The organism is Hydrocarboniphaga effusa AP103, assembly GCF_000271305.1.
In the GTDB taxonomy this organism is placed as follows: Bacteria; Pseudomonadota; Gammaproteobacteria; order Nevskiales; family Nevskiaceae; genus Hydrocarboniphaga; species Hydrocarboniphaga effusa.
Window position 1 is genome coordinate 380,541 of record NZ_AKGD01000001.1, and the last position, 26,236, is coordinate 406,776.

The window sequence follows — 26,236 nt, forward strand, 5'->3', positions numbered from 1 at the left end:
GCTTCGTGTTAGCCCCCGCCCCTGAACCACAAGTCAGGCTCCGGGTCCGATGCAAGCTAACGATGGCTTGATCGTCCAATTTCAATGCTTAGGGGCAAGGGCGCCCAATCAACTCGAAAAGGTTGATCGGGCGCTTTTTTTTGCATCGCCGTCGCGCCGGACCAAATCACCCGCTGGGGAGCGAAGTGAAGATGGGCAAAGCAGCAACTGATCGGCCAGTGCCTCGTGGAACCACCGTCTTTCTATTTCAAGGACAAGGGGGGTTCCATCCTGCTGCACTAAAAAGCGAATTCGAAACGAATGCCGGGGTGCGCCCGCTTTTTCAACTGGTGCAGCACCTCTGCGGGACCGAATTCGGAACGGACTTTCATGCCTCCCTATCACTTGGAGACCGTGAAAAGCCGCCATTTTCCTGCGAACAGTTGGGCATATACCTGGGAGGCTTTCTATGGGGCCGCTCACTGATCGAGCGAGGTATCACGCCACATATCATGCTAGGCCACAGCTTTGGCGAGTTTGCATCATTGGCTGTCGGCGGCGCAGTGAGCTTCGCCGATGGAGCACAACTCGTCTGCGAGAGAATCAAGGCATTACAAGGCCTGGAGCAGGCTGGGCGGATGGCGGCAGTATCAATGGGAGCCGAGCAACTCGAACATCATCTTCGGGACTTGCAGGACCATGATCTCGAAATCGCCGTCATCAATCATCCAGAACAAGCTGTCGTATCAGGCAGTGAACAGGATCTCGCAAGGCTCGATGAAAAGCTGCGACTCGAGCAACGGGCGATGCATCGGCTCAAGAGTCAATATCCGTTCCACTGCACGAAGCTGCTTCCTGCAGTGCCGATATTCCGCGAGCGCGCCAGCCGCATCCGCTATGCAGACGCAACCTATCCCATCTACTTCCCCAGCGAAAGCTGCGTCCAATCGCCCGGGTTTGATATCGCTGGCGCATTGTCTCGCCACTTAACGACCCCATTCGATTTCGCCTCCGCGGTACAAAACCTTTATGCGCTCGGCTATCGCACATTCTATGAATGTGGCGGGGGCACTCTGCTGCGAAATCTGGTGCGTAGAACACTCCGAGAACACAGCGACATCAGCCTGCATGGAGCACTCGAAATGAGTCCATTTTCACAAGCAACCAGCATAAGAACCTCGACACCCGACGCACAGATTCCAGCAGACAAGATGGAGCCGGTCGCGATTGTCGGTTACGGATGTGTATTGCCAGGCGCTCTCGATTCCGACGAATACTGGATGAATATCCTGGAAGGGCGATGCACGATCAGCCGTTGCGATGCCGTTGATCCGTTCTTCCTTGAGGATTTGTATAACGAAGAAGCTGTAACGGTCGACAAAACCTACTCGCCTCTGGCGGGGTACGTCGACGAAACTCTCCTCGACCAGCGCTTTGCATCTATTGGTATAAAAGCAAGCCGCCAATACTCAAAAATACAGAAGATGATCGCGGTCGCGAGCACCGAAGCCTTCGAGCGCTACGGAGTCTCCGACAACTTCGGAAAAGTTGCCTGCTTCTACGGGGCGACACCCGATGGTATCCGTGAATATGACGAATCTCTGGTTCTAAAGCACTTTCGCGAAGGGATCGAAAAGCTTCCAGAAGCAAGCTCCAGCAGCAAAGAGCGCTTGGAGCTTCTACAACGCCGTTTTGGTGGTGGAACCGGAAACCCCGAGAGTTTTTCCCCGGCGCAGACCTACAAAGTGGTGTTCAACGATCTATTTCGCGCAGAGACAAAAACCATTCTCGTTGATTCCGCCTGTTCGTCTTCGTTGTACGCCACCGACCTGGCGGTCAAATCTCTCATGACAGGGCAGACCGACCTTGCCCTGTGCGGCGGCGCGTTCGCAGCAAGCGCAGGCAACAGCGCTCTCTTTGCACAGTTCAGGGGCTTGGCCACCAGCGCCGTTCGCGCCCTGGACGATAACGCCGAAGGAACTGTCTTCAGCGATGGTGCGGTGACCTTATTACTGAGGCGCATGAGCGATGCAGTCAACGCAGGCCATCACATCTATGGAGTGATTCGAGCCATCGGGTTGTCGAGCGATGGAAAATCTCCAGGGGTCAATGTTCCGACGGTCACCGGGCAGCATCTCGCAATAGAGCGCGCATATTCCGGCAGCAGCGTGGATCGTCAGTCCATTCAATACATAGAAGCCCACGCTACCGCTACCGCAGGCGACGTCGTCGAGTTCAAGTCTCTCACTCGGGCCTTCTCAACACGCAAGCCCGATTTGGAAAAGATCAGGCTCGGCGCTGGAAAATCCCTGATTGGCCACACGGGATGGGCATCGGGTGGCTCGGCGATCGTGAAAATGCTGTATGCACTTAAAAATCAGATCATGCCTGGGCAAACGGCTCTGCATAGAATCAATAGCCGGTTCCAGATCGAAAGCAGTCCGTTTCAAGTCACGACGACTCATGAATCATGGCCTGCCAATACGGCCGGGCAACCCAGACGCTGCGCGATCAACTCCTTTGGCTTTGGGGGCACAAACGCGCACGTGGTAATCGAAGAATATTGCCCGGCATCCATCGCCTCGGTTCCGCGCGACCAGCATGCTGGCGCCGATCATCAAGACGTCGTGATATGCGCAATTCGGACCATCTTTCCGTTTGGCGACTCCATAACGGACAATCTTGACTCACACTTCCTGAGATTCAAAGCGCAAGCGTTGAAAATCCCGGCCGGAAAGCTTTTGCTACCCGATGTCGCAGAGCAAATGTCTCGCTCGCAGTACTTGTCGCTCATGGGTTGCGAGGACGCCCTGAGCATGCTGAAGGGCAAAGGTGTCGATCCCGAAAGAATATCCGTCATCCTCTCGCACAATGACAAGTGCGATAGAGCCTGCGTCACCAACCTCTTTATCTACGAAGACAGGTTGCGTCGACTACTTCGTGAAATCTCAGCAACGGCAGGACCTGACGCCTGGCTTGAATCAGCCACCGATCGCTTCTTTACCACGTTGCGTAAAACCCACCTTCCTTCCGGGCCTTACACACTTCCCGGAATCATGCCGAGCATCGTCTCTGGCCGGGTTGCGCAACTAAACGATCTAAAGGGGCCTAATTTCATCGTCGGCGAGAGCAGCGCCCGCTCCGCAGATTCCCTGGAAATAGCAGGTCTTTATGTGCGCTTCGGTAACGCCGATGTTGTGGTTTGTGGCGGCATGAGCCTGGGCAAGCATTTCGCAGAGCTAGGCGAGCACCACGACTCTGAAGTAGCAGAAGGGATAGTCGTCTTTGCTGTGGCGACGAAAAAGATTGCCGAGAAGTACGACCTTCCGATCATAGCGCCACTACGCCAAATCCATTCGGGTTCTGCTCATCGTTCAATGGACCTTGCGGCCTGACAACAAAAGTCGGAGAAGATTTATGGGTGAACCGATATACAGGGATATGGCTGGCGTCCTGTCGATAGCCAGAGCACTGCAGAGCCATCATTCGACGGCACTCCTGAGTACGGCAGAGGTAGTTTCCGGGGGACAGGCTTCACCTACCCCTATCGAGTTTTATCGGCCGATACCGATAGAAGCTCCTTTGCCTTCATCGCAGGAAGACACATCGATACAGCCTCACGACGTTTTGTGGATCCTGCCTCGATCGATATCGTCACCCAATACACCAACACTGCCGGGACTTCATCGAGTATGGGCACTGCATCCGCCTATCGACAAAACCAGTGCTAGTTCCGCCCGTATCGCCACTCTGTCATCCCCTGAATCAACCGTACCAATATCAGATGCATTAGCGAATTCCGGGGTAGCCCCGAAAGCAATCGTCCTGGCAGTCGATGCCCGGAATTTTCACGCGTCTTCGCTACTCGACGAAGGACTGCAGGAGCAACAGCAATTGCTCAACGTCCTGTTCATCCTGGCAAAGCATTTCCACGCTGAACTCTCGAGCGGGAAAACACGCATCATCGGACTCGTCTGCAACGCCTGGCTGGACACCGGGGTGATATCTCCCTTCACGGGACTGTTCGGCGGCTTGACCAAATCAATCGCACGCGATTATCCGAACGCTTTGATCAGGGCCGTTCATACGGACCAAGCCTTCAGTGAGTCAAACACTGTCCTGCACGCAGAAATGCAGGCACCAAATCGCGCGGATACGTTCGCTGAAATTTTCTACAGAAAGGGCAAAAGATTTCGTCACGCCCTATCTCCGATAGTAGATATCTCGATCAAGAAGGAGCCGCCTGCCATCAAGCAAGGCGCTGTCGTTCTTGCCACAGGAGGAGCGCGCGGCGTCACCGCAGTGCTCCTCGAAGAGCTCATCAGGCAGCGCAACTGCAAGGTCATCGCAATCGGTCGCACCAGCCTGGATGATGTCCCCGAACACATTCTCGGCATGGACGCAGATGCGCTTGATCGCTACGAACAACGCTTCTATCAGGATGAACTGGCGCGTGACCCTGCAAGCAGCATTCGAATTCTACGCCGACGATACCAAGACTATGTCGCGGCAAACGAGATATACCGAAACGTACATATACTGAACCAACTCGGCGGATCGTTTCACTACGTGGCGACGGATATCGTCGACGAGATTGCCGCTACAAAATCCATACAGCGCATTGTCGCCGAGCATGGCCCCGTCGATGCGGTGATTCATGGCGCAGGCACCCAGCTTTCAAAGACCATCGCAAAAAAGAGTGTTGAAGAGTTCGCCTCCGTCGTCGATACGAAACTTCGAGGTTTGCGCAACGTATACAGAACTTTGAAAGCCACACAATCGATCTCGAATGTCCACTTCCATACTCTGACCTCATCGTTCAGCGTCTGGGGTAACGACGGACAGCCAGATTACGGAGCGGCAAACGAGGCGCTGAACCGCATTGCCGACGCACAGGCAAGCCAAAGCTCGATGGAAAAATGGTCATCCCTCGCTTGGCTTGGCTGGGCGGGAATTGGCATGACCCGCGGCTCCGAGTATGCCTCGCTGGCTCAGCAACGAGGCTTGTATCCGGTCACGCGTTCCGAGGGCCAGCACATCTTCTCGCGTCTATTACTTGATGGGCAGCCTCTCCGGGCCATCAACGTCTTGGCCACACCTCACGAAATTGCTTACTACGAGGTAACCACTCGCGAAGCTCCTGAGCGCGAGGGAAGAACTTACGGCGAACCCTTGGATTTGAGTCTGGAAACCAGTCCTTACTTGAAGGACCACTTGGTCGACGGCATTCCGACCATGCCGGGGGCGGCACTGCTTGCGCACTCGATACGCATCGCTCAAAAAACATCCGGCCGACATCATGTCGTCGGCATCCAAAGTGCAAGTTTCAAACAGTTCGTGCGTTCCCTCGACCACCGTCGTGATCGTGTTCGCATCGTCGGTGAAGTCATATCGGACGATCATGATTCGACGACGGTCAAGGTCACCGTGCTGTCCGACCTCGTTCATAAGGACGGCTGGGTGTTGAGGGAAGACTCGCTGAATTGCGAAGCCATCCTGGTATGCGCGGACACCCTGAGCAGCCATCCGCCGGCAGCATCAACTCCAATTCCGGAGACCGAGGGCTATTACATCCTCGATCCTTACATCAGCTCGCCGGGAAGTCTCACACTCAAGGGAGCCTTCGACTGTCTACGGCAGATTCGGGTAAGCCAGCATCAGCAGAATGCGCTTCTCGACCTTCCATTGAGCCTGGCATCCGATCGACATGCTGCACTGCTGACTCCATCCATATTCATCGATGCTCTTTGGAGACTTTCGGTCATGCAACCGACCGAAGGGCGCATGCCGTCCTACGTCCCCGTTGCCTGCGGCCAGACCAGCGTGCATTTCGACTTCTACTCAGGCGCCCTTCCGGACCTGCTGCGTGGCGCCCGGCTGCACGCGACCCGTCCCCGCCCCCTTCCGGGCTCTCCAGACACGGTGGTCATGGACCGTGTCTGGGCAACCACCGCTGACGGCCGCTTACTCGTCTGCTTCTCCGAAAATCTCGCTCGAAGCATCTCCAAGGTCGAAATGAACGTCATCCTAGCTTCGTCTATGGCCCCAGCCGAACTGCCTACGGCGATCATCATGCGGCCACCCTTGAACGTCGTAGGTGAGTTGACCGATATCGTTCAACAGGTGACGCGATTCCCCGCACAAGTACTGATGCCCGATGCTGATTTCGAGTACGACCTCGGCATCGACTCGGTCAAGCTGGGCGAGATTCTCGTCGCCACCCGCAAGCATTTCGGCATCGCAGACGATGCAGAGTTGGATATCAGCCGCTTCCGCACCATTCAAAGCGCAGCAGAAGTCTTGAAGAGTGCACTCCACCAGGCACAAGCGGGCTCCGCCCCATCGCTGCCGCCGCCAACACCACTCACATCTGCGCCGGCTGTCGCTTTGACGCTGACAAAGACAAACGTCGCCTTGATCGAACCAGAATCCGTATTGCCTGCCCTGACCAGAATCGTTCAGCAAGTGACACGATTCCCTGCCCAGGTGCTGACACCCGATGCAGATTTCGAATACGACCTCGGCATCGACTCGGTCAAGCTGGGCGAGATTCTCGTCGCCACTCGCAAGCATTTCGGCATCCCAGACGATGCAGAGTTGGATATCAGCCGCTTTCGCACCATTCAGGGCGCGGCAGAAGTCTTGAAACATGCACTCCAACAGACTGAACCCCGTAGCTCTCTGCCCTCCCCGGCAACGCTTCTAACATCCGAACCCGCCGCTGCCTCCACAACCGTCCCTGCCATCACACCGAGTTCCGTACTGGCCGCACTGACGGAAATCGTTCAGCAAGTGACGCGCTTTCCTGCCCAGGTGCTGACACCCGACGCGGACTTCGAATACGACCTTGGCATCGACTCAGTCAAATTGGGCGAGATTCTCGTCGCCACTCGCAAGCATTTCGGTATCCCTGACGATGCTGAACTGGATATCGGCCGCTTCCGCACCATTCGAGCGGCCGCTGAAGTCCTTCAGTCGGCATTACAGAAGAGAATATCGGCGCCTTCCGTGATTGCTCCTCCTTTATTCCAAGCGGCTCGTGCCCAAGCACCGGAGACCGGCGCCCAGGCGCGGGTCAGAGATCTACGCGAGATTTTTGGAGGCGATGCCAAACCGTTTAGCGGGAAGGTCGCCCTCGTAACCGGCTCCGGCAGAGGCATCGGACGACAGTTCGCCACCTCACTCGCTGGCCTTGGCGCCACCGTGATCGTCAACGCATTCCATTCTCGGGATGCCGGCGAGCAAACCGCAAAAGCAATTGTCGACGCCGGTGGCAAAGCGCATTTCATCTGGGGCTCTGTAGCTCACAAGGCTCACCGTCAAGCTCTGTTCGATGAAATCGAAAGCCGCTTTGGGGGCCTCGACTTCTTTGTCAGTAACGCCTCCAACGGAATCATCGGCGACTTCGATCAGATAACAGACGAGCACTGGGCCAAAGGCTTTCAAACCAACGTCATTGGCCTGCACCAATGTGCACTGCACGCCGTCAAACTCATGGCCCGCCGAGGCGGCGGCAGGATCATTACGCTCTCATCTCCGATCAGCAGTCGCCATACCCCGGACTTTGGTTGCATGGGAGCACTCAAAGCCGCTGTCGAATCGCTCACCAGAACGATGGCCGTGGAGTTCCAAAAGTACAACGTAACCGTCAACTGCATCTCCGCCGGTGCCGTCTATGGAGAGCTGATGACAAAGATTCCAAACAGCGCAAAAGCCATTGAACTCTGGGAAGAAAAGACTTTGCCCCGCCGCCTGATGCTGCCGGAGGAAGTTGCCAACGTCGCAAACTTTCTGTTGAGCGGTGCTGCCGATGCAATCAGTGGAGCGGTACTTCTCATGGACGGCGGAATCACGATCAGAATTTAGGCCCAGAGAACTCGACAATGGATACTGATGCCAGAGCGAAGAAATCGGTACAGGTATACAGCAGCAGAACCATGCTGGCGGTTTACGATTTCTATGTCACTTACTTCAACAATCGCTTCGCATGGAACTGCCCACGAGAGAAGCTCGTAAGCCATTATCGGCGCCATGTAACTGATGAGCACCTCGAGGTAGGGGTCGTCTCCACGTACTACCTTCAGCGCGCGTTACCCGCCAGCCGACTCAAGAACCTTCAGCTGATGGATCTGAATCCCGACTGCCTCAGCAAGGCTGCCGACCAATTGAAACATTGCCAGCCGAAGCCGATACAACACAACGTTCTGCATCCCTTCGAGGGCAGTGCCGAGCCTGTCACCTCCATCGGAATCAACTATGTTCTGCACGTGGTACCTGGTCAGTTTCCCCAGAAAGGGGTCGCTTTCTCGCATTTGAAACATCTTTTGCGCCCAGGCGGCGTGCTGTTCGGCAGCACACTTCTATCAATCGGAGTGAAAAGAAACCTGTTCGGCAGCCTCCTGATGAAAGCCTTCAATCGCATGGGGATCTTCAACAATAGCGATGATGGCCTCGATGGTCTTCGGACTGCCTTGGCTCAGAACTTTCGGCACTATCGCATAGAGGTTCAAGGTGCAGCAGCCTTGTTCAGTGCTTCAGACGAAGCTCTGTCCTAGCGGAACTGACACGTGGATCGCCCGCACAAGATCGCCGTCGTCGGTGCCGGAATAGCCGGACTCACGGCCGCACACTATCTTCGTATCTACGGATTCGATGTAACGGTCTATGAAAGCAGCCACCGACCAGGCGGGCGCATGAGCACCGACGTCGTGCAAGACTGCTTGATCGACAGGGGTGTCCAGTTCTTGTCGGGAAACTACAACACGCTATTGCCGCTGTTGGGCGAGTTCGGCATGGCGGACGAGATCGTCTCCATAACACCTCGTAGCGCTCTAGTGCGGGACGGCAGAATCAAGGCACTCAGCATCGGCCGCCTCCCGCCAGGCCTGGCGATGGTGCTCAAGTGTCTGCGCCCCCGAGAAGCGTTGAAATTCCTGCGCGGCTATCTGCCACTGCATCGGCAACTGGCCTCACTGCCATTCGACGACTATGCAGGCTGGTCTGCCTTCGATCGCGAAGATTGCGAAAGCATGCTGACCCGCACTCTCGGATCAGCGGCGCTCGATTACATCGTAGAACCCTTTCTCCAAGCACTCTATTACCAATCTCCTGCTACGGCTTCCGCCGCCTTGGGCATGTCGATACTCAAGATCGGCAGTGAGCAGCAACGTCTGATGACGCTCAAAACCGGGATGGGCTCACTACCGGATCGCATCGCACAGTCGCTCGATGTCCACTTCGACTGTACGGTTCACTCAGTCATCAAACTCGAACGCGGAGTCGAAGTGGGAACGGACAATGGCACGGAGAAATTCGACAAGGTCGTACTGGCCATTCCCGCTCCTGTCGCGAATCGCATTTACCGAACCGACGATAAAGTCAGCAATCGGTTGATCGCCACCCAATACAGTTCCACACTCAAGATCGGCATCGCAACTCACCCTGGGTGGCAATTGCCAGAACATTGGAAGGGAATCTATGGGGTACTGATCCCAGCCCGAGAGCGAACCTCCATAGCGAGCATTGGGATCGAACTTGAAAAGGGAGGTGCTCGCACACGAGAAGGACAGCTGTTCGACATCATCCTGGCGGGAAGTTCTCGAGACCTGTTGCAGCAGTCTGATGCTGCCATCCTCGAGCAGATACGACCCGAGTTCGAGCGGTACTTTCCCGGCGCGTTCGCAGCTTTGCGTCTGGCGCATGTCGTGCGCTGGGAGCACGCGGCAGCCGACTCTCCCGTAGGCCGCAGCCAGGAAGTCAACCAGTACTGGCGACATCTCGATCCTGGAAGCACGGTTCTGCTCGCAGGAGACTACATGGGGTTTCCTTACTCGGATAGCGCCGCTCACAGCGGCAAACGAGTAGCCGAATTCCTCAAGCAATCCGGGCTCCCATGTCCTTCACCATAAGGCTGGAGCCGCTGCTCATCTCCTACTCGCGCTGGCTGGTAAACCATGCATGGTTCGTGATGGCAGCGACGGTCGTGGCTTCGCTTGTGATGAGCCTCGGCGCATTTAAACTCGGATTCGATACCGATTTTCGTGCCTATTTCGGCAAAGGGAATCCTGAGCTTCAAGTTTTCGATCAGCTACAGTCCGACTATGCCGTGGCGGACAACGTATTCATCGGTATCGAGCCCCAAAATGGGGACGTATTCGAACCCGAAATCCTTCTCGCGATACGAGAGCTGACAACGGCCGCTTGGGCCTTCCCGTACAGCGCCAGAGTCGACTCACTGACCAATCATCAACATGTGGAAACGCTGGGCGATGATATTAACGTCACCCCACTTCTCTCGGACAGTGTCCACCCCACGGCAGAAATAGGGGCACGCATACGCCGTATCGCCTTGCAGGAACCGGCATTGCTGAGACGCCTCGTCTCCCCCGATGGGCGAATGGCAGGCATCAACGTCATCAACGAGTTTTCCGGTCCTTCGGCCGAAAAACAGAAAGCAGCGGTACTCGCTGCACGAAACGCCTGCGGCGACATCGAGAAGAAACACCCTTCTCTGCATTGCCACGTCACCGGCTCCACCGCAATGAGCTACGCGTTCACGGAAGCATCCATGCGTGATATGTCGACGCTGGCGCCTGCGATGTACGTGCTTTCATTCTTGGTCATGTTCGTACTGTTGAGGTCGGTCAAGGCCACGCTCGCCACCTTGTTCATGGTTCTACTGGCATCGACTTCCGCCATGGGCGTCGCCGGCTATGCCGGAGTACAGCTAACACCGCCGGTCGTGGCGGCTCCTTTGATCATTTCTGTGCTCGCCATCGCAGATGCGGTCCATATCTGCCTGACGCTGCTTTCTCAGATGCGTAAAGGTCTGGCCCGGAAAGACGCAATCGTCGAGTCTCTGCGCCTGAACTTCGTTCCCATATTTCTCACCAATGCGACCACATCAATTTGTTTTCTGGGCACTAACTTCACCGACTCACCGCCTCTGACCCTCCTGGGAAACATCAGCTCTCTAGGAGGCCTTCTGTCATGGCTGCTCAGCATGACACTGCTGCCCGCTTCGCTGGCCGTGCTGCCGCTGAAATCTAGAGGGAATGGCGGCGACTGGTTGAAACCGGCTCTCGATCGGCTAGCCCGGCTGGTCATGGCCAAACATCGTGTCATCCTCGCGTCGACGATCGGCTTATCCGTGGCCCTTTCCTGCTTGGCCACACTCAACGATACAAACGATCGCTTCCTCCACTATCTGGAGCCCAGCTCAAAATTCCGTGCAGATTCCGACAAGGTCATGAATGGACTCACAGGAATCTACTCGATCGAATACTCACTGCGGAGTACTGCAACGGAAGGAGTGACAGATCCGCTGTACCTGCAGAAAATCGACGCGTTTTCCGAATGGTGGAAGAACGGCCCCTATCGATCACATGTGGTATACGTCGGAAGCGTCGCCGACATCTTCAAACGCCTCAACCAGGCCATGCATGCCGATTCCCAAGCCATGCACAAACTGCCCGACGATCCAAAGGCGGCAGCGCAATACCTGCTCTTGTTCGAAATGTCGTTGCCTTTCGGGCACGACCTTAACGACTGGATAACCGTAGACAAATCGGCCTCCCGAATGAGTGTCGTACTCGACGATGTGGGGGCAGATCAGGTTCGTGAGATGGAAGCAGCCGGTAACGCTTGGCTACTTGATAACGCCCCTACATTGCATGCGAAAGGAACCGGCACTTCGGTTATGTTTTCGCATATTGCAGAGCGAAACATTCGGAGCAACTTTCAATCGCTCCCTCTCTCGCTTGCCGCCATATCGTTGTTGCTCCTGCCTGGCTTGCGCAGCGCAAAACTGGGACTACTTTCTCTGATTCCCAACCTGCTACCTCTAGGAATGGCCTTCGGCATTTGGGCGCTCATGGACGGACAAATCATCTTTACGATGGCCGTTGTCCTCAACGTGGTAGTTGGCATCGTGGTGGACGATACCATTCACTTCCTAGAGAAGTATCAGCGCGCCCGGAGAAATCTGGCGATGCACGTCGAGGAGGCGATCCGATATGCCTATCGCGAAGCCGGAGCCGCCATGATCGCCAACACGTTGATCCTGGAGGCGGGCTTTTTGGTAATGGCGCAGTCCACCTTCGAGCCGAACGCCACTATGGCCCAACTGGCCGCGATCACCGTATTTGTAGCGTGGCCCATCGATCTCTTGGTCCTGCCAGGACTGCTGGTGCTGATCGATGGCCGACGCAATCTTCATCCAAACTCGCTGATGCACGATACCACCCATGCCAATCCACCCCGCTCGTAGATTGCCGATTGCTCTTGCCTCGATGATTCTGATCTTGGCAAGCCTCAATGGCGTAGCCGCGCAGACTCCGGAACAAGCGGGTCTTTCTTTGGCGCAGGAAGCCAACCAGCGTGACTCCGGTTTTGGCGACGTTTCGGTCGAGATGCTGATGATTCTGCGCAATCCTAGAGGGCAGGAATCGACACGAAGGATGCACTCCAGGATTCTTGAAGTCCCGAGCGACGGCGAACGCTCGCTTATTCTGTTCGATGACCCCGGAGACGTGCGAGGAACCGCACTCCTCACACACTCACACTCGAACGGACAAGACGATCGATGGCTGTACATGCCGGCGGCCAAGCGCGTCAAGCGCATCGTTACCGGGAACAAAACCGGGCCTTTCATGGGCAGTGAGTTCGCGTTCGAGGACATCGGCTCCCAGCACGTGGCCAAGTATCGCTATCGGCTTGTTGGTGAAGAAGCCTGCGGGAGCACGACTTGCCGGATTTCGGAGCGCATACCCAACGACTCTGATTCCGCATACTCCAGGCAAAAGGTATGGACGGAAAAACTCTCCCTGAGCCCCATGAAAATCGAGTTTTACGACCGTAAACAGTCGCTTCTCAAGACACTCGTATTCGAAGGCTACAAGCAGTATTCAGGAAAGTATTGGCGTGCCGACAGACTGGTCATGACGAACAATCAAAGTGGTGCCGTTACCACTTTGATCTTCAACAACTATCACTTCGCCAACGGCTACAACCCTCGCGATTTCGAGCAAAGTTCACTTGGAGCTGGTCAGTAGCCCGATGTGTCGCGCGGCACTAGCCAGCTTACTGCTGCTCGTCATTGCTCCTGCTTTGCAAGCCTCTGACTGGGACGGGGGCTTGCAGCTTGAAAGCCGAAGCTTCGTGCAACATGCACGCTGGCCAGGCCAAACCGACGATCACAACGATCTTTCATTGGCGATGCAGCTCGATTACCTAGGGCGGTGGCCATCGCAAGCCTGGTCATTGCAGGCAACGATATTCGGGCGCATCGATGAACAGGATTCCAGCCGGAGTCACGCAGACGTCCGAGAATTGAACCTCCGTTACTCCGGAGAATATTTGACCGTCAACGCTGGCATCCGGCAGCTATTCTGGGGCAGCGTAGAAGCGGTCCACCTTGTCGATGTCGTCAATCAAAGCGACTGGCTGGAAAGCCCGGACGGGCAGCAGAAACTAGGACAGCCAGCCATCAGTGTTTCGCATTCGTTCGAACAAGGCACGCTCGAGCTCTTTGCGCTGCCTTATTTCAGAGAGCGTGAATACCCCGACAGCCAAGGTCGGCTGCGCCCATTCATCCCCGTTGACGCTGCGCAAGCCCGCTACGAAAGCGACGAGGGCAACCGGCACGTTGATTACGCCGCCCGCGCATCCATCAACATCAACGACCTGGATTTTGCTCTCTCCTACTTTCGTGGAACGAAGCGAGAGCCGAGATTCGACTTCGAGTACAGCGGCGTTGGCATCCAGTTCAGCGGATGCTCTTTGCTGGAACCAAGCTGCTCCATTCTGCCGAGCTATCGTCCAATCGACCCTCGTTTGGTGCCGATATACGATCAGATGGAACAATATGGAGTGGAACTTCTCTACACCGCAGAGCAGTGGATTTTCAAGGCGGAGGCCGTACACCAGCATTCCACCCCCCAAAGCTTCTGGGCAACGGCAGCGGGGCTAGAGTACAACCTGGGAGCCGTCTCAAGCTCGGCATGGGATTGGACGCTACTGCTGGAATATTACCGCGATAGCCGCGGCACACTTTCGCCCGGCTCACCTCAAGGGATGGCCATAAGTACGCTTGCATCAAACGGCACATTCAGGCTCGAGCAGCTCCCTGAGCTGAGAAACCTCCAGATACTTTCATATTCACCCTTCCAAGATGACGTGTTTTTCGGAGGACGCCTTGCGCTCAACGACACTGCGTCCACTGAAGCACTTGCCGGCGTGTTCATCGACACGCAAACAGGCGCGAAGATGTCCACCGTAAAAGGGGGGCGAAGACTCGGTGAACGGTGGCGACTGACTCTGGAGGCAACGGCATACTTCGACGTTCCCGTGTTGGACCCCTTGTACAACTTCAAGCAAGACAGCTACGTTCGGTTACAGCTGACGCGATACTTCTGATCGCAGCCTCGCCATGAGCGCCTCGGCATTTATCTTCAAGCTGACGTCCCCGTACACCCTGACGTCTCGCATGGCCACACAGGAGGAAGAGCGCTCGCTGCAAATCAGCTCCCTGCAGAGAAGACAGGAGTGGATCGGCGCACGAGTCGTGGCGAAGTTTGCTTATTTGAGAAGCATCGGCTCCCCGGCCACAACCGGGGTCTGGTCGGTGCTATCAGACCAAGCCTTGCACGAAGTTCCCGAGTCAAGAATGCGAGCACTGTGGATCGAACGACCGCAAACTACTGGCACCCCTATCCTATGGGACTCCAGTCGCAAGCAGCTCGTCAGCTCGCTGTCGCTCTCCCATCAATACCCTTACGTGGCGGCCGGCATCAGTTGCTGCGGAGCGATTGGCGTTGACATCCAGGAAACCACCGCATTCAGCGACGACTTCGTCAACCATTTTCTGCAAGCCGAAAGCGGGCTCCTTTTGGCAAAAGCCTTCGAACCGCCAGTGAGCCGACACGCGAAACTTACGGCTCTATGGACCTTGAAAGAGGCATGTTTCAAAGCCGTCTCTCTCAGTTCGGGTTGCACCAATCTGAGACAGATAACCATCGTCGAACTCGACATGAAGGGGCTGATCGAAGCTTTCAGCGGCAGCAATTCGGGCGCCACCTATGCGCTGCGCCTCCGGACGCCCTCGGGATTGGTCTCCCTCGGCTTCAAAACGATTAACTTCGACCGACATTTTGGCTCTGCCGTCTGGCCCTCCGCCCCGGGCAAAGCAGCGTCACGCCCGACATCGCAGCTCATATAACGCCCCAATATCAGTCACGTCCTTTGGCAAAAGCTCCTGGACCGCTGAAGAACGGCGCACCGAAATGGAACATCTCGACGGCCTTGAAGATTGCGCTGCCGGAAACGAAGGCGGCGCCTACCAGAAGCCGATCGCATTCCGACAAACGTCTGGCCCAGGGGCTACAAGCTGCTCAGGGGCCTTCGACTCGACTAATGGCTGTCTGAACGGCTTCCTGCGGATGGCGTGAATATTGCTGTCTTTAAGCACTGGTCTTGTAACCCGGGTCAGCCGCCAACGAGGGCAGCGGCCATGACTGCAGGATTGCGATAGCGCAGGTGGGGCAGCTTCACCGGATCGATCCGGCAAGCAGTGCCACACGAACATAGATTCTGGACAAAGGCGTCCATCCCGGCGGGTTTTCCCGCCGATGGGTGGACGCCTTTTTTGTTTTTCTTGATTCGCAGGAGGCTGTCCGTGACACAACTGCTCATCCCGGCTTCGCAGGCGCCGCTCCAGAGCGACGGCATCCATCGAGATGGCCGCTTCGATCACGCGCTCCTGCGCAACGCTTATTCACCGGCGGGTTGACTCCCTTTCCTGCGCCCGCCGGTCTTTTCTTTTCTCACGCGTTCTCGCCTTTCCTGAAGGCCGCTGAAAACGCTCCCGACCCAGTTTCCGCTCCGATCCGCCATGACGATTTCCAATAGCCCATCCAAAGCGACATCGATCAAGCTGTTCAGCTTCTCCACGCCGCAGATGCGCGCGTTTCACATGAGCTGGGTGGCGTTCTTCGTCTGCTTCTTCGCCTGGTTCGCGGCGGCGCCCCTGATGCCCCTCATCAAGAACGAGTTCGGGCTCAGCAAAGACCAGATCGCCAACATCAACATCGCGGCGGTCGCGGTGACGATCCTGATCCGCCTGATCGTCGGTCCGCTGTGCGATCGCTACGGCCCGCGTCGCACCTATGTGGGCCTGCTGATCCTCGGCGCGATCCCGGTGTTCGGCGTCGCCGCATCGCAGAGCTACGGCAGCTTCCTGTTCTTTCGCCTGCTGATCGGCGCCATCGGCGCGAGCTTCGTGATCACGCAGTACCACACCTCGGTGATGTTCGCGCCGAACGTGGTCGGCACCGCCAATGCGGCGAGCGCCGGCTGGGGCAACTCGGGCGGCGGCGCGACGCAGGCGCTGATGCCGCTGATCCTCACCGCGATCGTGCTGCTGGGCGTCGAACAGGCGCTGGGCTGGCGCCTCGCGCTGCTGGTGCCGGGCGTGCTCATGCTGATCACCGCCTGGGCCTACTGGAAGTTCACGCAGGACAGCCCGGCCGGCGATTTCTCCACGCTGCGCGCCAGCGGCCTGATTCCCGACACCGGCAAGAAAGTGGCGCGCGAGAGCTTCGTGCGCGCCTGCAAGAACTATCGCGTGTGGATGCTGTTCCTGACCTACGGCGCGTGCTTCGGCGTCGAGATCTTCATCCACAATATCGTCGCGAGCTATTACGTCGACAGCTTCGGCCTGTCGCTGAAAACCGCGGGCCTGGCGGCCGGCAGTTTCGGTCTGCTGGCCCTGTTCGCGCGCGCGCTCGGCGGCATCGTCTCGGATCGCATCGCCCGCGCCAAGGGCCTCGACGGCCGCAGCGTCTGGCTGTTCGTGCTGATCGTCGGCGAAGGCCTGGGTCTTTTGTGGTTCTCGCATGCGCAGTCGGTGGCGCTCGCGGTGATCGCGATGCTGAGCTTCGGCCTGTGCACGCACATGGCCTGCGGCGCCACCTACGCGCTGACGCCCTTCATCGATCGCAAGGCGCTCGGCGGCGTGGCCGGCATCATCGGCGCGGGCGGCAACGTCGGCGCGGTGGCGGCGGGCTTCCTCATGAAAGCGAGCGCCAACACGCAGGACTGCCTGTTCATCCTCGGCATCGTCGTCACGCTGACCTCGCTCTGCGCGATCGCCGTGCGCTTCTCCCAGGAACACAAGACGCAGGAAGAAGAGCTGTACCAACAGGCCGTGCGCGAACGCAGCCTCGCCGTCGGTTGAGACGACGCGCGGCCAGGACATAACCCAGGTTCGAAAAAACCAAGGTCATTCAAAGAAACTCAGGAAATTCACCAGCCATGAAACTCGTCGTCATCGGCAACGGCATGGTCGGGCACAAGCTGCTCGAACTGCTGACCGCACAGCCCGGCCCCCACGACATCACCGTGATCTGCGAAGAGCCGCGTCCGGCTTACGATCGCGTGCACCTGTCGTCCTACTTCAGCGGCTCGACGGCCGATGATCTGTCGCTCGTGGCGCCGGGCTTCTTCGACCAGGAAGGCCTGCTGCTCAAGCTCAACGCCAAGGCCACGAGCATCGACCGCGAAGCCAAGGTCGTCATCACCTCGGGCGGCGAGCGCATCACCTACGACAAGCTCGTGCTCGCGACGGGTTCGTACGCGTTCGTGCCGCCGGTTCCGGGCCGCGATCGTCCGGGTTGTCTGGTCTATCGCACCATCGAAGACCTCGAGGCGATGACCGATTGGGGCTCGCGCTCGAAGATCGGCGTGGTCGTCGGCGGCGGCCTGCTCGGCCTCGAATGCGCCAAGGCGCTCAAGGACATGGGCCTGAAGACGCATGTCGTCGAGTTCGCCCCGCGCCTGATGGCCGTGCAGGTCGACGAAGGCGGCGGCCGCGTGCTGCGCAAGAAGATCGAAGAACTCGGCGTGGACGTGCACACGCAGCGCAACACGCTCGAGATCGTCGATGGCGCCGGCATGGGCATCGGCGGTCGCCACGCGATGAAGTTCGCCGACGGCAGCCAGCTCGAAACCGACATGATCGTGTTCTCGGCCGGCATCCGCCCGCGCGACGAACTCGCGCGCAAGAGCGGCCTCGCCACCGGCGAACGCGGTGGCATCGTGGTCGACAAGCATTGCCTGACGAGCGACCCGGACATCTACGCGATCGGCGAATGCGCGCTCTGGAACGGCCGCATCTTCGGCCTCGTCGCGCCCGGCTACGAAATGGCGCGCGTCGTCGCCCAGCATCTCAGCGGAACGGCCGCCGAGTTCAACGGCGCCGACATGAGCACCAAGCTCAAGCTCATGGGCGTCGACGTCGCGAGCATCGGCGATGCGCACAGCGCCATCCCGGGCGCACGCAACTACGTGTTCACCGACGAGCGCAAGCAGATCTACAAGAAGCTCGTGACCTCCGAGGACGGCAAGGCCGTGATCGGCGCGGTGCTGGTCGGCGATGCCACCGAATACGGAACGCTGCTGCAGATGATGCTCAACAACATGGCGCTGCCCGAGCACCCGGAATTCCTGATCCTGCCGAGCTCGGACGGCAAGGCGCCGGCCGGCATCGGCGTCGACGCGCTGCCCGACACCGCGCAGATCTGCTCGTGCAACAACGTCAGCAAGGGCGAGCTCTGCGCGGCCGTCGCCGACGGCCAGCACAGCATCGGCGCGCTCAAGAGCTGCACGAAAGCCGGTACGTCCTGCGGCGGCTGCGTGCCGCTGATGACGCAACTGCTCAAGGCCGAGCTCAAGAAGCAGGGCGTGGCCGTCAACAACCATCTCTGCGAGCACTTTGCGTATTCGCGCCAGGAGCTGTACCACCTGATCCGCGTGCAGAAGATCGAAAGCTTCGACGAGATGCTCGACAAGCACGGCAGCGGCCTGGGCTGCGACATCTGCAAGCCGACCATCGGCTCGATCCTCGCGTCGTGCTGGAACGAGTTCGTGCTCAAGCAGCAGCACGCGATGGTGCAGGACTCCAACGACTACTACCTCGGCAACATCCAGAAGGACGGCACCTATTCGATCGTGCCGCGCGTCGCCGCCGGCGAGATCACGCCCGAGGGACTGATCGTGATCGGCCAGGTGGCGAAGAAGTACGGGCTCTACACCAAGATCACGGGTGGCCAGCGCATCGACATGTTCGGCGCGCAGGTGCACGAGCTGCCGCTGATCTGGAAGGAGCTCACCGATGCCGGCTTCGAATCGGGCCACGCCTACGGCAAGTCGCTGCGCACCGTGAAGAGCTGCGTGGGTTCGACGTGGTGCCGCTACGGCATGCTCGATTCGGTGAGCATGGCGCTGCTGATCGAGCATCGCTACAAGGGCCTGCGCTCTCCGCACAAGCTCAAGTCCGCGGTCTCGGGCTGCACGCGCGAATGCGCCGAGGCGCAGAGCAAGGACTTCGGCGTCATCGCCACCGAGAAGGGCTGGAACCTCTACGTCTGCGGCAACGGCGGCATGAAGCCGCGCCACGCCGAACTGCTCGCGGGCGACCTCGACGACAAGACGCTGATCCAGTACATCGACCGCTTCCTGATGTTCTACATCCGCACCGCGGATCGCCTGCAGCGCACGAGCACCTGGCGCGACAACATGGAAGGCGGGCTCGATTACCTCAAGAGCGTGATCATCGACGACAAGCTCGGCATCTGCGCCGAGCTCGAGGCCGAGATGCAGCACGTCGCCAACACTTATCAGGATGAGTGGAAGACCGCGATCGAAACACCGGAGACGCTCAAGCGCTTCCGCACCTTCGTCAACAGCAAGGCCACCGACAGCAATGTGAAGTTCGTGAAGGAGCGCGGCCAGATCCGTCCGGCGCGTCTCGAGGAGAAAGGCGAGCCGCGGACGTTCAAGGGCATCGCCCTGGCCGTCGAGTCCGCCGTGGAATCCGAGTGACCGAAACGGCCGTATGACCTCTCCAGCCTCAGAACGAAAACACATCATGGACGGCAGCGCTCCCGACTCCACTCTCTCTGCAACCACCTGGCACGCGATCTGCGCCCCCGGCGACATCGTGCCGAACCTCGGCGTCGCGGCCCTCGTCGACGACCGGCAGATCGCGGTATTCCGCGTGCGCCAGCGCGACGGCTCCGACCAGTTCTACGCGATCGACAACTTCGATCCGCAATCCGACGCCAACGTGCTGTCGCGCGGCCTTACCGGTTCGCTCGGCGGTCGCATCGTCGTCGCCTCGCCGATCTACAAGCACCATTACGACCTGGTCACCGGCGAATGCCTCGAAGAGCCGGCGACGCCGGTCCGCGCGTATGCGGTTCGCGTCGAAGATGGGCAAGTCTGGGTAGCCGTTTAGCGCCGTGAACGATATCCGACCCAAGCTGCACCTGGTCGTGATCGGCAACGGCATGGCGGGCATGCGGACGGTGGAGGAGCTGCTGAAGTTCGACCCGGAGCAGTACAGCATCACGGTCTTCGGGGCCGAGCCTCACGGCAACTACAACCGCATCCTGCTGTCGCCCGTGCTCGCCGGTGAGAAGACCATCGGCGACATCATGCTCAACGATCGCGCCTGGTACACCGACCGCGGCATCCAGCTCCATGCGGGCGATCCGGTCGTGAAGATCGATCGCCTGCGCCGCATCGTCACCTCGAAGAAGGGCGTCGATGTTCCGTACGATCGCCTGCTGATCGCCACGGGCTCCAAGCCATTCGTGATTCCGGTGCCGGGCCATCAGCTGCCCGGCGTGGTCGCGTTTCGCGACATCCACGATGTCGAGGCGATGCTCGAGACCTCGCGCACGCACCGGCGCGCGGTGGTCATCGGCGGCGGCCTGCTCGGCCTGGAATGCGCCAACGGGCTCGCGCGCAACGGCATGGAGGTGACCGTCGTGCACGTGATGGACAGCCTCATGGAACGCCAGCTCGACAAGCCGGCGGCGGCGTTGTTGCAGGCCGCGCTCGAAGCACGCGGCCTGAAGTTCCTCATGCAGGCCGGCACCACCGAAATTCTCGGCAAGGACCGCGTCACCGGCATCCGCTTCAAGGACGGCCGCGAAGTCGAGACCGATCTCGTCGTGATGGCGGCCGGCATTCGCCCGAACATCGATCTGGCCAGATCCTGCGGCCTGCATTGCGAGCGCGCGATCGTGGTCGACGACACCTTGCAGACGCTGTCCGATCCGCGCATCTACGCGGTCGGCGAATGCGTGGAGCATCGCAAGGCGGTCTACGGGCTCGTCGCCCCGCTGTGGGAACAGGCGCGCGTCTGCGCCGCGCATCTGGCCGGGCTCGGCCACAAGCGCTATCCGGGTTCGACCGTTTCGACCAAACTCAAGGTCACCGGCATCGATCTGTTCTCGGCCGGCGATTTCATCGGCGACGCCGAGACCGAGGACCTCGTGCTGCGCGATCCGCGGCGCGGCGTCTACAAGCGCATCGTCGTCAAGGGCAACACCATCGTCGGCGCCGTGCTCTACGGCGACGTCAAGGACGGCCCGTGGTATCTCGACCTCATGAAGAACGCGGTCGACATCGCCCCGATGCGACCCAAGCTGCTGTTCGGGCAACGCTACTGCGAGGCGGCCATCGCGCCGCTGGCAGCGTGACCATGGCCGACGGCAACCTGTCCATGCCGGCTTCAACGCCGATCAAGACCACGTGCCCGTACTGCGGCACCGGCTGCGGCGTCGAGGCGACGCCGTCCGGCAAGCTCGTGCGCGTGGCGGGCGACCCGCAGCATCCGACCAACGCCGGGCGTCTGTGCGTGAAGGGTTCCGCGCTCGGCGACACGGTGGTTCCGCAGGGCCGCCTGCTGCATCCGCAGCTGCGCGACAAGCAGTCGCCCGGCCAGCCCTTGCAGCGCCTGAGCTGGGATGCGGCGCTCGACCACGCGGCCGGCGAACTGCGGCGCATCATCGACACGCACGGCCCCGAATCGGTGGCCTGGTACGTCTCGGGCCAGCTGCTGACCGAGGACTACTACGTCGCCAACAAGCTCGTGAAAGGCTTCGTCGGCACCGCCAACATCGACACCAACTCGCGGCTCTGCATGTCCTCGGCGGTCGCCGGGCACAAGCGCGCTTTCGGCGAGGACATCGTGCCGGTGGCCTACGAGGATCTCGATCGCTGCGATCTGGTCGTGCTGGTCGGCTCGAATACGGCCTGGTGCCATCCGATCCTGTTCCAGCGCATGCTGCGCGCACGCGAGGCGCGGCCGCAGATGAAGATCGTGGTGCTCGATCCGCGCAAGACCGCGAGCACCGAAATGGCCGACCTGCACCTGGGCCTGCGCGCCGGCAGCGACGTGCGCCTGTTCAACGGGCTGCTCGCGCATCTGCACCGACTCGGACTCACCGACGCGGCCTTCGTCGAGCGCAGCACGCTGGGCCTCGACGAAACCCTCGCCGCGGCCGATCGCGACGCTTCGCTCGCCGACATCGCCGCCGATTGCGGCCTCGAGGTCGAGGCGCTCGAACGCTTCTACGCGCTGTTCGCCGCCACCGAGCGCGTCATCACCTGTTTCTCGATGGGCGTGAACCAGTCCTCGGCCGGCACCGACAAGGTCAACAGCATCATCAACTGCCACCTGCTCACGGGCCGCATCGGCAAGCCCGGCGCCGGGCCGTTTTCGCTGACCGGCCAGCCCAATGCGATGGGGGGGCGCGAAGTCGGCGGGCTCGCCAACATGCTCGCCTCGCACATGGACCTCGAGCGCGAAGAGCACCGCGAACTCGTGCAGCGCTTCTGGCAAAGCCCGGCGATCGCGAGCCGCACGGGCCTGAAGGCGGTCGACCTGTTCAAGGCGATCGAGAGCGGCGAGATCAAGGCCGTCTGGATCATGGCGACCAATCCGGTCGTGAGCCTGCCCGACGCCGACCAGGTCAGGCGCGCGCTCGACCAATGCGAGCTCGTGATCGTCTCCGACGTGATGGCCGAGACCGACACCACGGCCTACGCGCACCTGCTGCTGCCCGCGCAGGGCTGGGGCGAGAAGGACGGCACCGTCACCAATTCCGAGCGCTGCATCTCGCGCCAGCGCGCCTTCGTGCCGCCGCTCGGCGAGGCACGGCCGGACTGGTGGATGCTCAGCGAAGTCGCGCGGCGCTGGGGCCATGCGGCGCAGTTCCCGTACCGGGCCGTGCACGAGATCTTCGACGAGCACGCGCGCCTGTCGGCCTTTGAGAACGAGGGTGCGCGCTACTTCGACATCGGCGGCCTCGCCGGACTCGACGCGCATGCCTACGACGCGCTCGCTCCGCTGCGCTGGCCGGTACCGCGCACGGCGGCCGATGCGCGGCATCTGCAGGCATTCGCCGACGGCCGCTTCTATCACGCCGACGGCCTCGCCCGCTTCGTCCCCACGCCCGCGCGCGCGCCGGCCAACGCCGTCGATGCCGACTACCCGCTGGTGCTCAACACCGGCCGCGTGCGCGACCACTGGCACACGATGACGCGCACCGGCCTGTCGGCGACGCTGTCGTCGCACATTCCGGAGCCCTTCGTCGAACTGAATCCGGCCGACGCCGAAGCCGCCGGCATCGCGCACGGCTCGCTGGCCCGCGTGTCGACGCGCTGGGGCAGCCTGGTCGGCCGTGCCGTGGTCGCCGACGAGCACGCGCGCGGCAGCCTGTTCGTGCCGATCCACTGGAACGCGCAGTTCGCCTCCGACGCGCGCGTCGGCGCGCTCGTGAACCCGGTCGTCGATCCGGTTTCGGGCGAGCCCGAGTTCAAGCACACGCCGGCCAAGGTCGAGGCTTTCGTGCCGGCCTGGCACGGCTTCATCCTGAGCCGCAAGCCGCTCGCGATCCGCCACCTGGCCTGGTGGACGCGCGTGACCGGGGCGAGCTTCACGCGCTACGAGCTCGCGGGCGATGCGACGAGCCTGCCCTGGCCGGAGTTCGGCCGCGTGCTGCTCGGCGCCTCGGCCGACGCGGACTGGCTCGAATACATCGACGGCGCCGGCGGCCTCTATCGCGCCGCCCACGTGGTCGACGGCCGCATCGAGGCCGTGCTGTTCGTCGCGCCTCGGCCCGACCTGCCCTCGCGCAACTGGCTTGCGAGCCTGTTCGCGGCCGGGCAGCTCGACGACGAAGCGCGCATCGGCCTGCTCGCGGGCGAGCCGCTGGCCGCCGGACCCGACGAGGGCGCGACGATCTGCTCCTGCTTCGGCGTTGGCCAGAAGCGCATCGTCGCGGCGATCGAATCGGGCCAGGCCGACAGCGTGGTCAAGCTCGGCGAGCTGCTCAAATGCGGCACCAATTGCGGCTCCTGCGTGCCCGAGCTCAAGAAGATCCTGTCGAAGACCCAGGCAGGCGCGAAGGCTGCCAGTACCGCAAGCTGAACGGCTCGGAAGCCGAATCGGCCTTTTGGAGCCGGTTCGGCCCGATCCGATTTCATTAGAATGGGGCCATGAGTCCAGCCAAGCTGCCCAACTTCAGCGGAGGCGTCCTCGCCGGTGGCGAAGGACGTCGCTTCGGCGGGCTGGACAAGGGCTGGCTCGAACACGCCGGCCGGCCGTTCATCGAGATCACGCTCGATCATCTGCGCCCACTCGCGAGCGAGCTGCGCATCTCCGCGAACCGCCATCTCGATCGCTACGGGAGCCTCGGCGTTCCGGTGCTCCGCGATCGCCTGGGCGCCGGCCCGCTCGCCGGCCTGCTGCGCCTGCTCGAAACCGCGGCCACGGACTGGCTGCTGAGCCTGCCCTGCGACGCGCTGGCCCTGCCCGAATCGCTGCCCGAGCGACTGTTCGCGCGACAGCAGGCCACGCAGGCCGACATCGTCGTGCTCGAAGACGACGACGGCGTGCATCCGACCGTGAGCCTCACGCGCTGCGCGCTGGCGCCCGATCTCGAACAGTTTCTGCTGAGCAGCGAGCGGCATTCGGTGAAGGACTGGCAGTCCCGCCATCGCACGGTCCGCCTGCGCAGCGATGGCGTGCTCGCCAACGTCAACGATCCGCTCGCCCTGAATCGCTACGCGCAAACCCTGGCCTGCGGGAGTCCGGCTCATGGCTGACGGCTTTCGCGAGCTTCGACAACTGGTCGACCAGCACGGCCGGCGCAAGCGCAAGCTGCGGCTCTCGCTGACCGATCGCTGCAACCTGCGCTGCGCCTACTGCATGCCCGAGCATCCGCAGTGGCTGCCGCGCAAGGAGCTGCTGACGATCGAGGAGCTCGCGCAGATGTCGCGCCTGTTCGTGCAGACGCTCGGCATCACCAACATCCGCCTGACCGGCGGCGAACCGACCTTGCGCCGCGGCGTCGACACACTGGTCGGCGAGCTCCAGGCCCTGCGCGACAGCGGCCTGAAGCGCATCTCGATGACGAGCAATGCCACGCGCCTCGCCGAGCTCGCCCAGCCGCTGCGCGAAGCCGGGCTCGACGATCTGAACATCAGCATCGACGCGCGCGATCCGGCCCTGTTCGAAAAACTCACGCGCGGCCCGCTGCAGCCGGTGCTCGACGGCATCGCGGCGACGCGAGCGGCCGGCATTCCGTTCAAGCTCAATGCGGTGGTCATTCGCGGCTACAACGACGGCGAGATCGAAGCGCTCGCCGCATGGGCGTTCGAACAGGCGCTCGAACTGCGCTTCATCGAGTTCATGCCGCTCGACAACGCGCAGCAATGGAGCCGCGACCGCGTCGTCACCGAGGACGAAATCCTGGCCCGCATCGGCGCGCGCTTCGGGCGCGTGGAGAAGCTCGCGCGCGGCAGCGATCCGGCGACCGAATACGTGATCGGCGGGCAGCATCGGCTCGGCATCATCACCACGGTGTCCAATCCGTTCTGCGGCAGTTGCGATCGCGTGCGACTCACCGCGACCGGTGAATTGTTTCCCTGCCTGTTCTCGAGCCAGGGCACGAGCTTGCGCGAGCTGCTGGGCGAAGGCGCGGACGATGCGGCGATCGCGGAGCGCATTCGGACGACGGTGTGGAAGAAGGAGTCTGGATTCGCGGCACCGCGCGGGTATGTCGAGCGACCGATTACGATGCATCGGTTGGGTGGTTGAATAGTGGCTCTTGCCACTGCTGCGGGGCGTTGCGGCTTCGCGATGAGTCCGCTCGACGCTGGGAGTTTTGACCTCGCCGGTCGGGCGTTACTTCTCTTTGCTTGTGCAAAGAGAAGTAACCAAGAGAAAGCACACCCTGGTGACGCCCTCTCGCTACGCGAGAGTTCCCTGCGCTGCTCACGTGCTCGGGGCAACGCTTCGACGCGACATCCTGTCGCGACGAAGCACGGCGGACATCCCTGTCCGCCGTCCCCTGCGCGCGCTGCGCTGCTCGGTGCGCCACAAGGGAACCCGGTAAGGCAAACG

15 protein-coding genes are annotated in these 26,236 nt (G+C 60.5%); all 15 read left to right on the plus strand.

What is annotated here, in order from left to right:
- Window positions 1-191 precede the first annotated feature (191 nt).
- The 15 genes from WQQ_RS01730 to moaA all read left to right on the plus strand — a co-directional run bounded on the left by WQQ_RS01730 (window position 192) and on the right by moaA (window position 25,930).
- On the plus strand, window positions 192-3,374 hold the full coding sequence (locus WQQ_RS01730; RefSeq protein WP_157534467.1) for a type I polyketide synthase: 3,183 nt from the start codon (window positions 192-194) through the stop codon (window positions 3,372-3,374).
- Between the two features lie 499 nt (window positions 3,375-3,873).
- Window positions 3,874-7,845 carry an SDR family oxidoreductase gene (locus tag WQQ_RS22785; RefSeq protein WP_007183318.1) on the plus strand — a complete coding sequence of 1,324 codons (3,972 nt, stop codon included), beginning with the start codon at window positions 3,874-3,876 and terminating at the stop codon, window positions 7,843-7,845.
- 17 nt (window positions 7,846-7,862) lie between these two features.
- The gene (locus WQQ_RS24130) at window positions 7,863-8,534 is read left to right on the plus strand and encodes a class I SAM-dependent methyltransferase (RefSeq protein ID WP_040452812.1); all 672 of its coding nucleotides are present in this window, start codon (window positions 7,863-7,865) and stop codon (window positions 8,532-8,534) included.
- Window positions 8,535-8,546: 12 nt separating this feature from the next.
- Entirely contained in the window at window positions 8,547-9,887 is a 1,341-nt protein-coding gene (locus WQQ_RS01745; RefSeq protein ID WP_007183320.1) for a protoporphyrinogen/coproporphyrinogen oxidase, read from the plus strand.
- On the plus strand, window positions 9,872-12,247 hold the full coding sequence (locus tag WQQ_RS01750) for an efflux RND transporter permease subunit (protein ID WP_007183321.1): 2,376 nt from the start codon (window positions 9,872-9,874) through the stop codon (window positions 12,245-12,247). Before WQQ_RS01745 ends, WQQ_RS01750 begins: the two co-directional genes overlap by 16 nt.
- The gene (locus WQQ_RS01755; RefSeq protein ID WP_050997542.1) at window positions 12,225-13,031 is read left to right on the plus strand and encodes an outer membrane lipoprotein-sorting protein; all 807 of its coding nucleotides are present in this window, start codon (window positions 12,225-12,227) and stop codon (window positions 13,029-13,031) included. The genes WQQ_RS01750 and WQQ_RS01755 overlap by 23 nt, the downstream gene beginning before the upstream one ends.
- Window positions 13,015-14,394 carry a hypothetical protein gene (locus WQQ_RS01760; protein WP_007183323.1) on the plus strand — a complete coding sequence of 460 codons (1,380 nt, stop codon included), beginning with the start codon at window positions 13,015-13,017 and terminating at the stop codon, window positions 14,392-14,394. The genes WQQ_RS01755 and WQQ_RS01760 overlap by 17 nt, the downstream gene beginning before the upstream one ends.
- A gap of 13 nt (window positions 14,395-14,407) precedes the next feature.
- Complete coding sequence (locus WQQ_RS01765) at window positions 14,408-15,196, plus strand: 4'-phosphopantetheinyl transferase family protein (protein WP_007183324.1); 789 nt, start codon at window positions 14,408-14,410, stop codon at window positions 15,194-15,196.
- A 672-nt stretch (window positions 15,197-15,868) separates the two neighbouring features.
- Window positions 15,869-17,212, plus strand: coding sequence for an MFS transporter (locus tag WQQ_RS01770; RefSeq protein WP_007183327.1), 1,344 nt, complete (start codon window positions 15,869-15,871; stop codon window positions 17,210-17,212).
- Window positions 17,213-17,289: 77 nt separating this feature from the next.
- The gene (gene nirB / locus WQQ_RS01775) at window positions 17,290-19,857 is read left to right on the plus strand and encodes a nitrite reductase large subunit NirB (protein WP_007183328.1); all 2,568 of its coding nucleotides are present in this window, start codon (window positions 17,290-17,292) and stop codon (window positions 19,855-19,857) included.
- A 46-nt stretch (window positions 19,858-19,903) separates the two neighbouring features.
- Window positions 19,904-20,272, plus strand: coding sequence for a nitrite reductase small subunit NirD (gene nirD, locus WQQ_RS01780; RefSeq protein WP_007183329.1), 369 nt, complete (start codon window positions 19,904-19,906; stop codon window positions 20,270-20,272).
- Window positions 20,273-20,276: 4 nt separating this feature from the next.
- Window positions 20,277-21,524 (plus strand): NAD(P)/FAD-dependent oxidoreductase, encoded by a 1,248-nt coding sequence (locus tag WQQ_RS01785; protein WP_007183330.1) that lies wholly within the window; start codon window positions 20,277-20,279, stop codon window positions 21,522-21,524.
- Window positions 21,525-21,526: 2 nt separating this feature from the next.
- The gene (locus tag WQQ_RS01790; protein WP_007183331.1) at window positions 21,527-24,259 is read left to right on the plus strand and encodes a nitrate reductase; all 2,733 of its coding nucleotides are present in this window, start codon (window positions 21,527-21,529) and stop codon (window positions 24,257-24,259) included.
- A gap of 68 nt (window positions 24,260-24,327) precedes the next feature.
- A complete protein-coding gene (locus WQQ_RS01795; protein ID WP_007183332.1) occupies window positions 24,328-24,936 on the plus strand; it encodes an NTP transferase domain-containing protein in 609 nt (202 codons plus the stop codon).
- A complete protein-coding gene (moaA, locus tag WQQ_RS01800) occupies window positions 24,929-25,930 on the plus strand; it encodes a GTP 3',8-cyclase MoaA (protein WP_007183333.1) in 1,002 nt (333 codons plus the stop codon). Before WQQ_RS01795 ends, moaA begins: the two co-directional genes overlap by 8 nt.
- Window positions 25,931-26,236 lie beyond the last annotated feature (306 nt).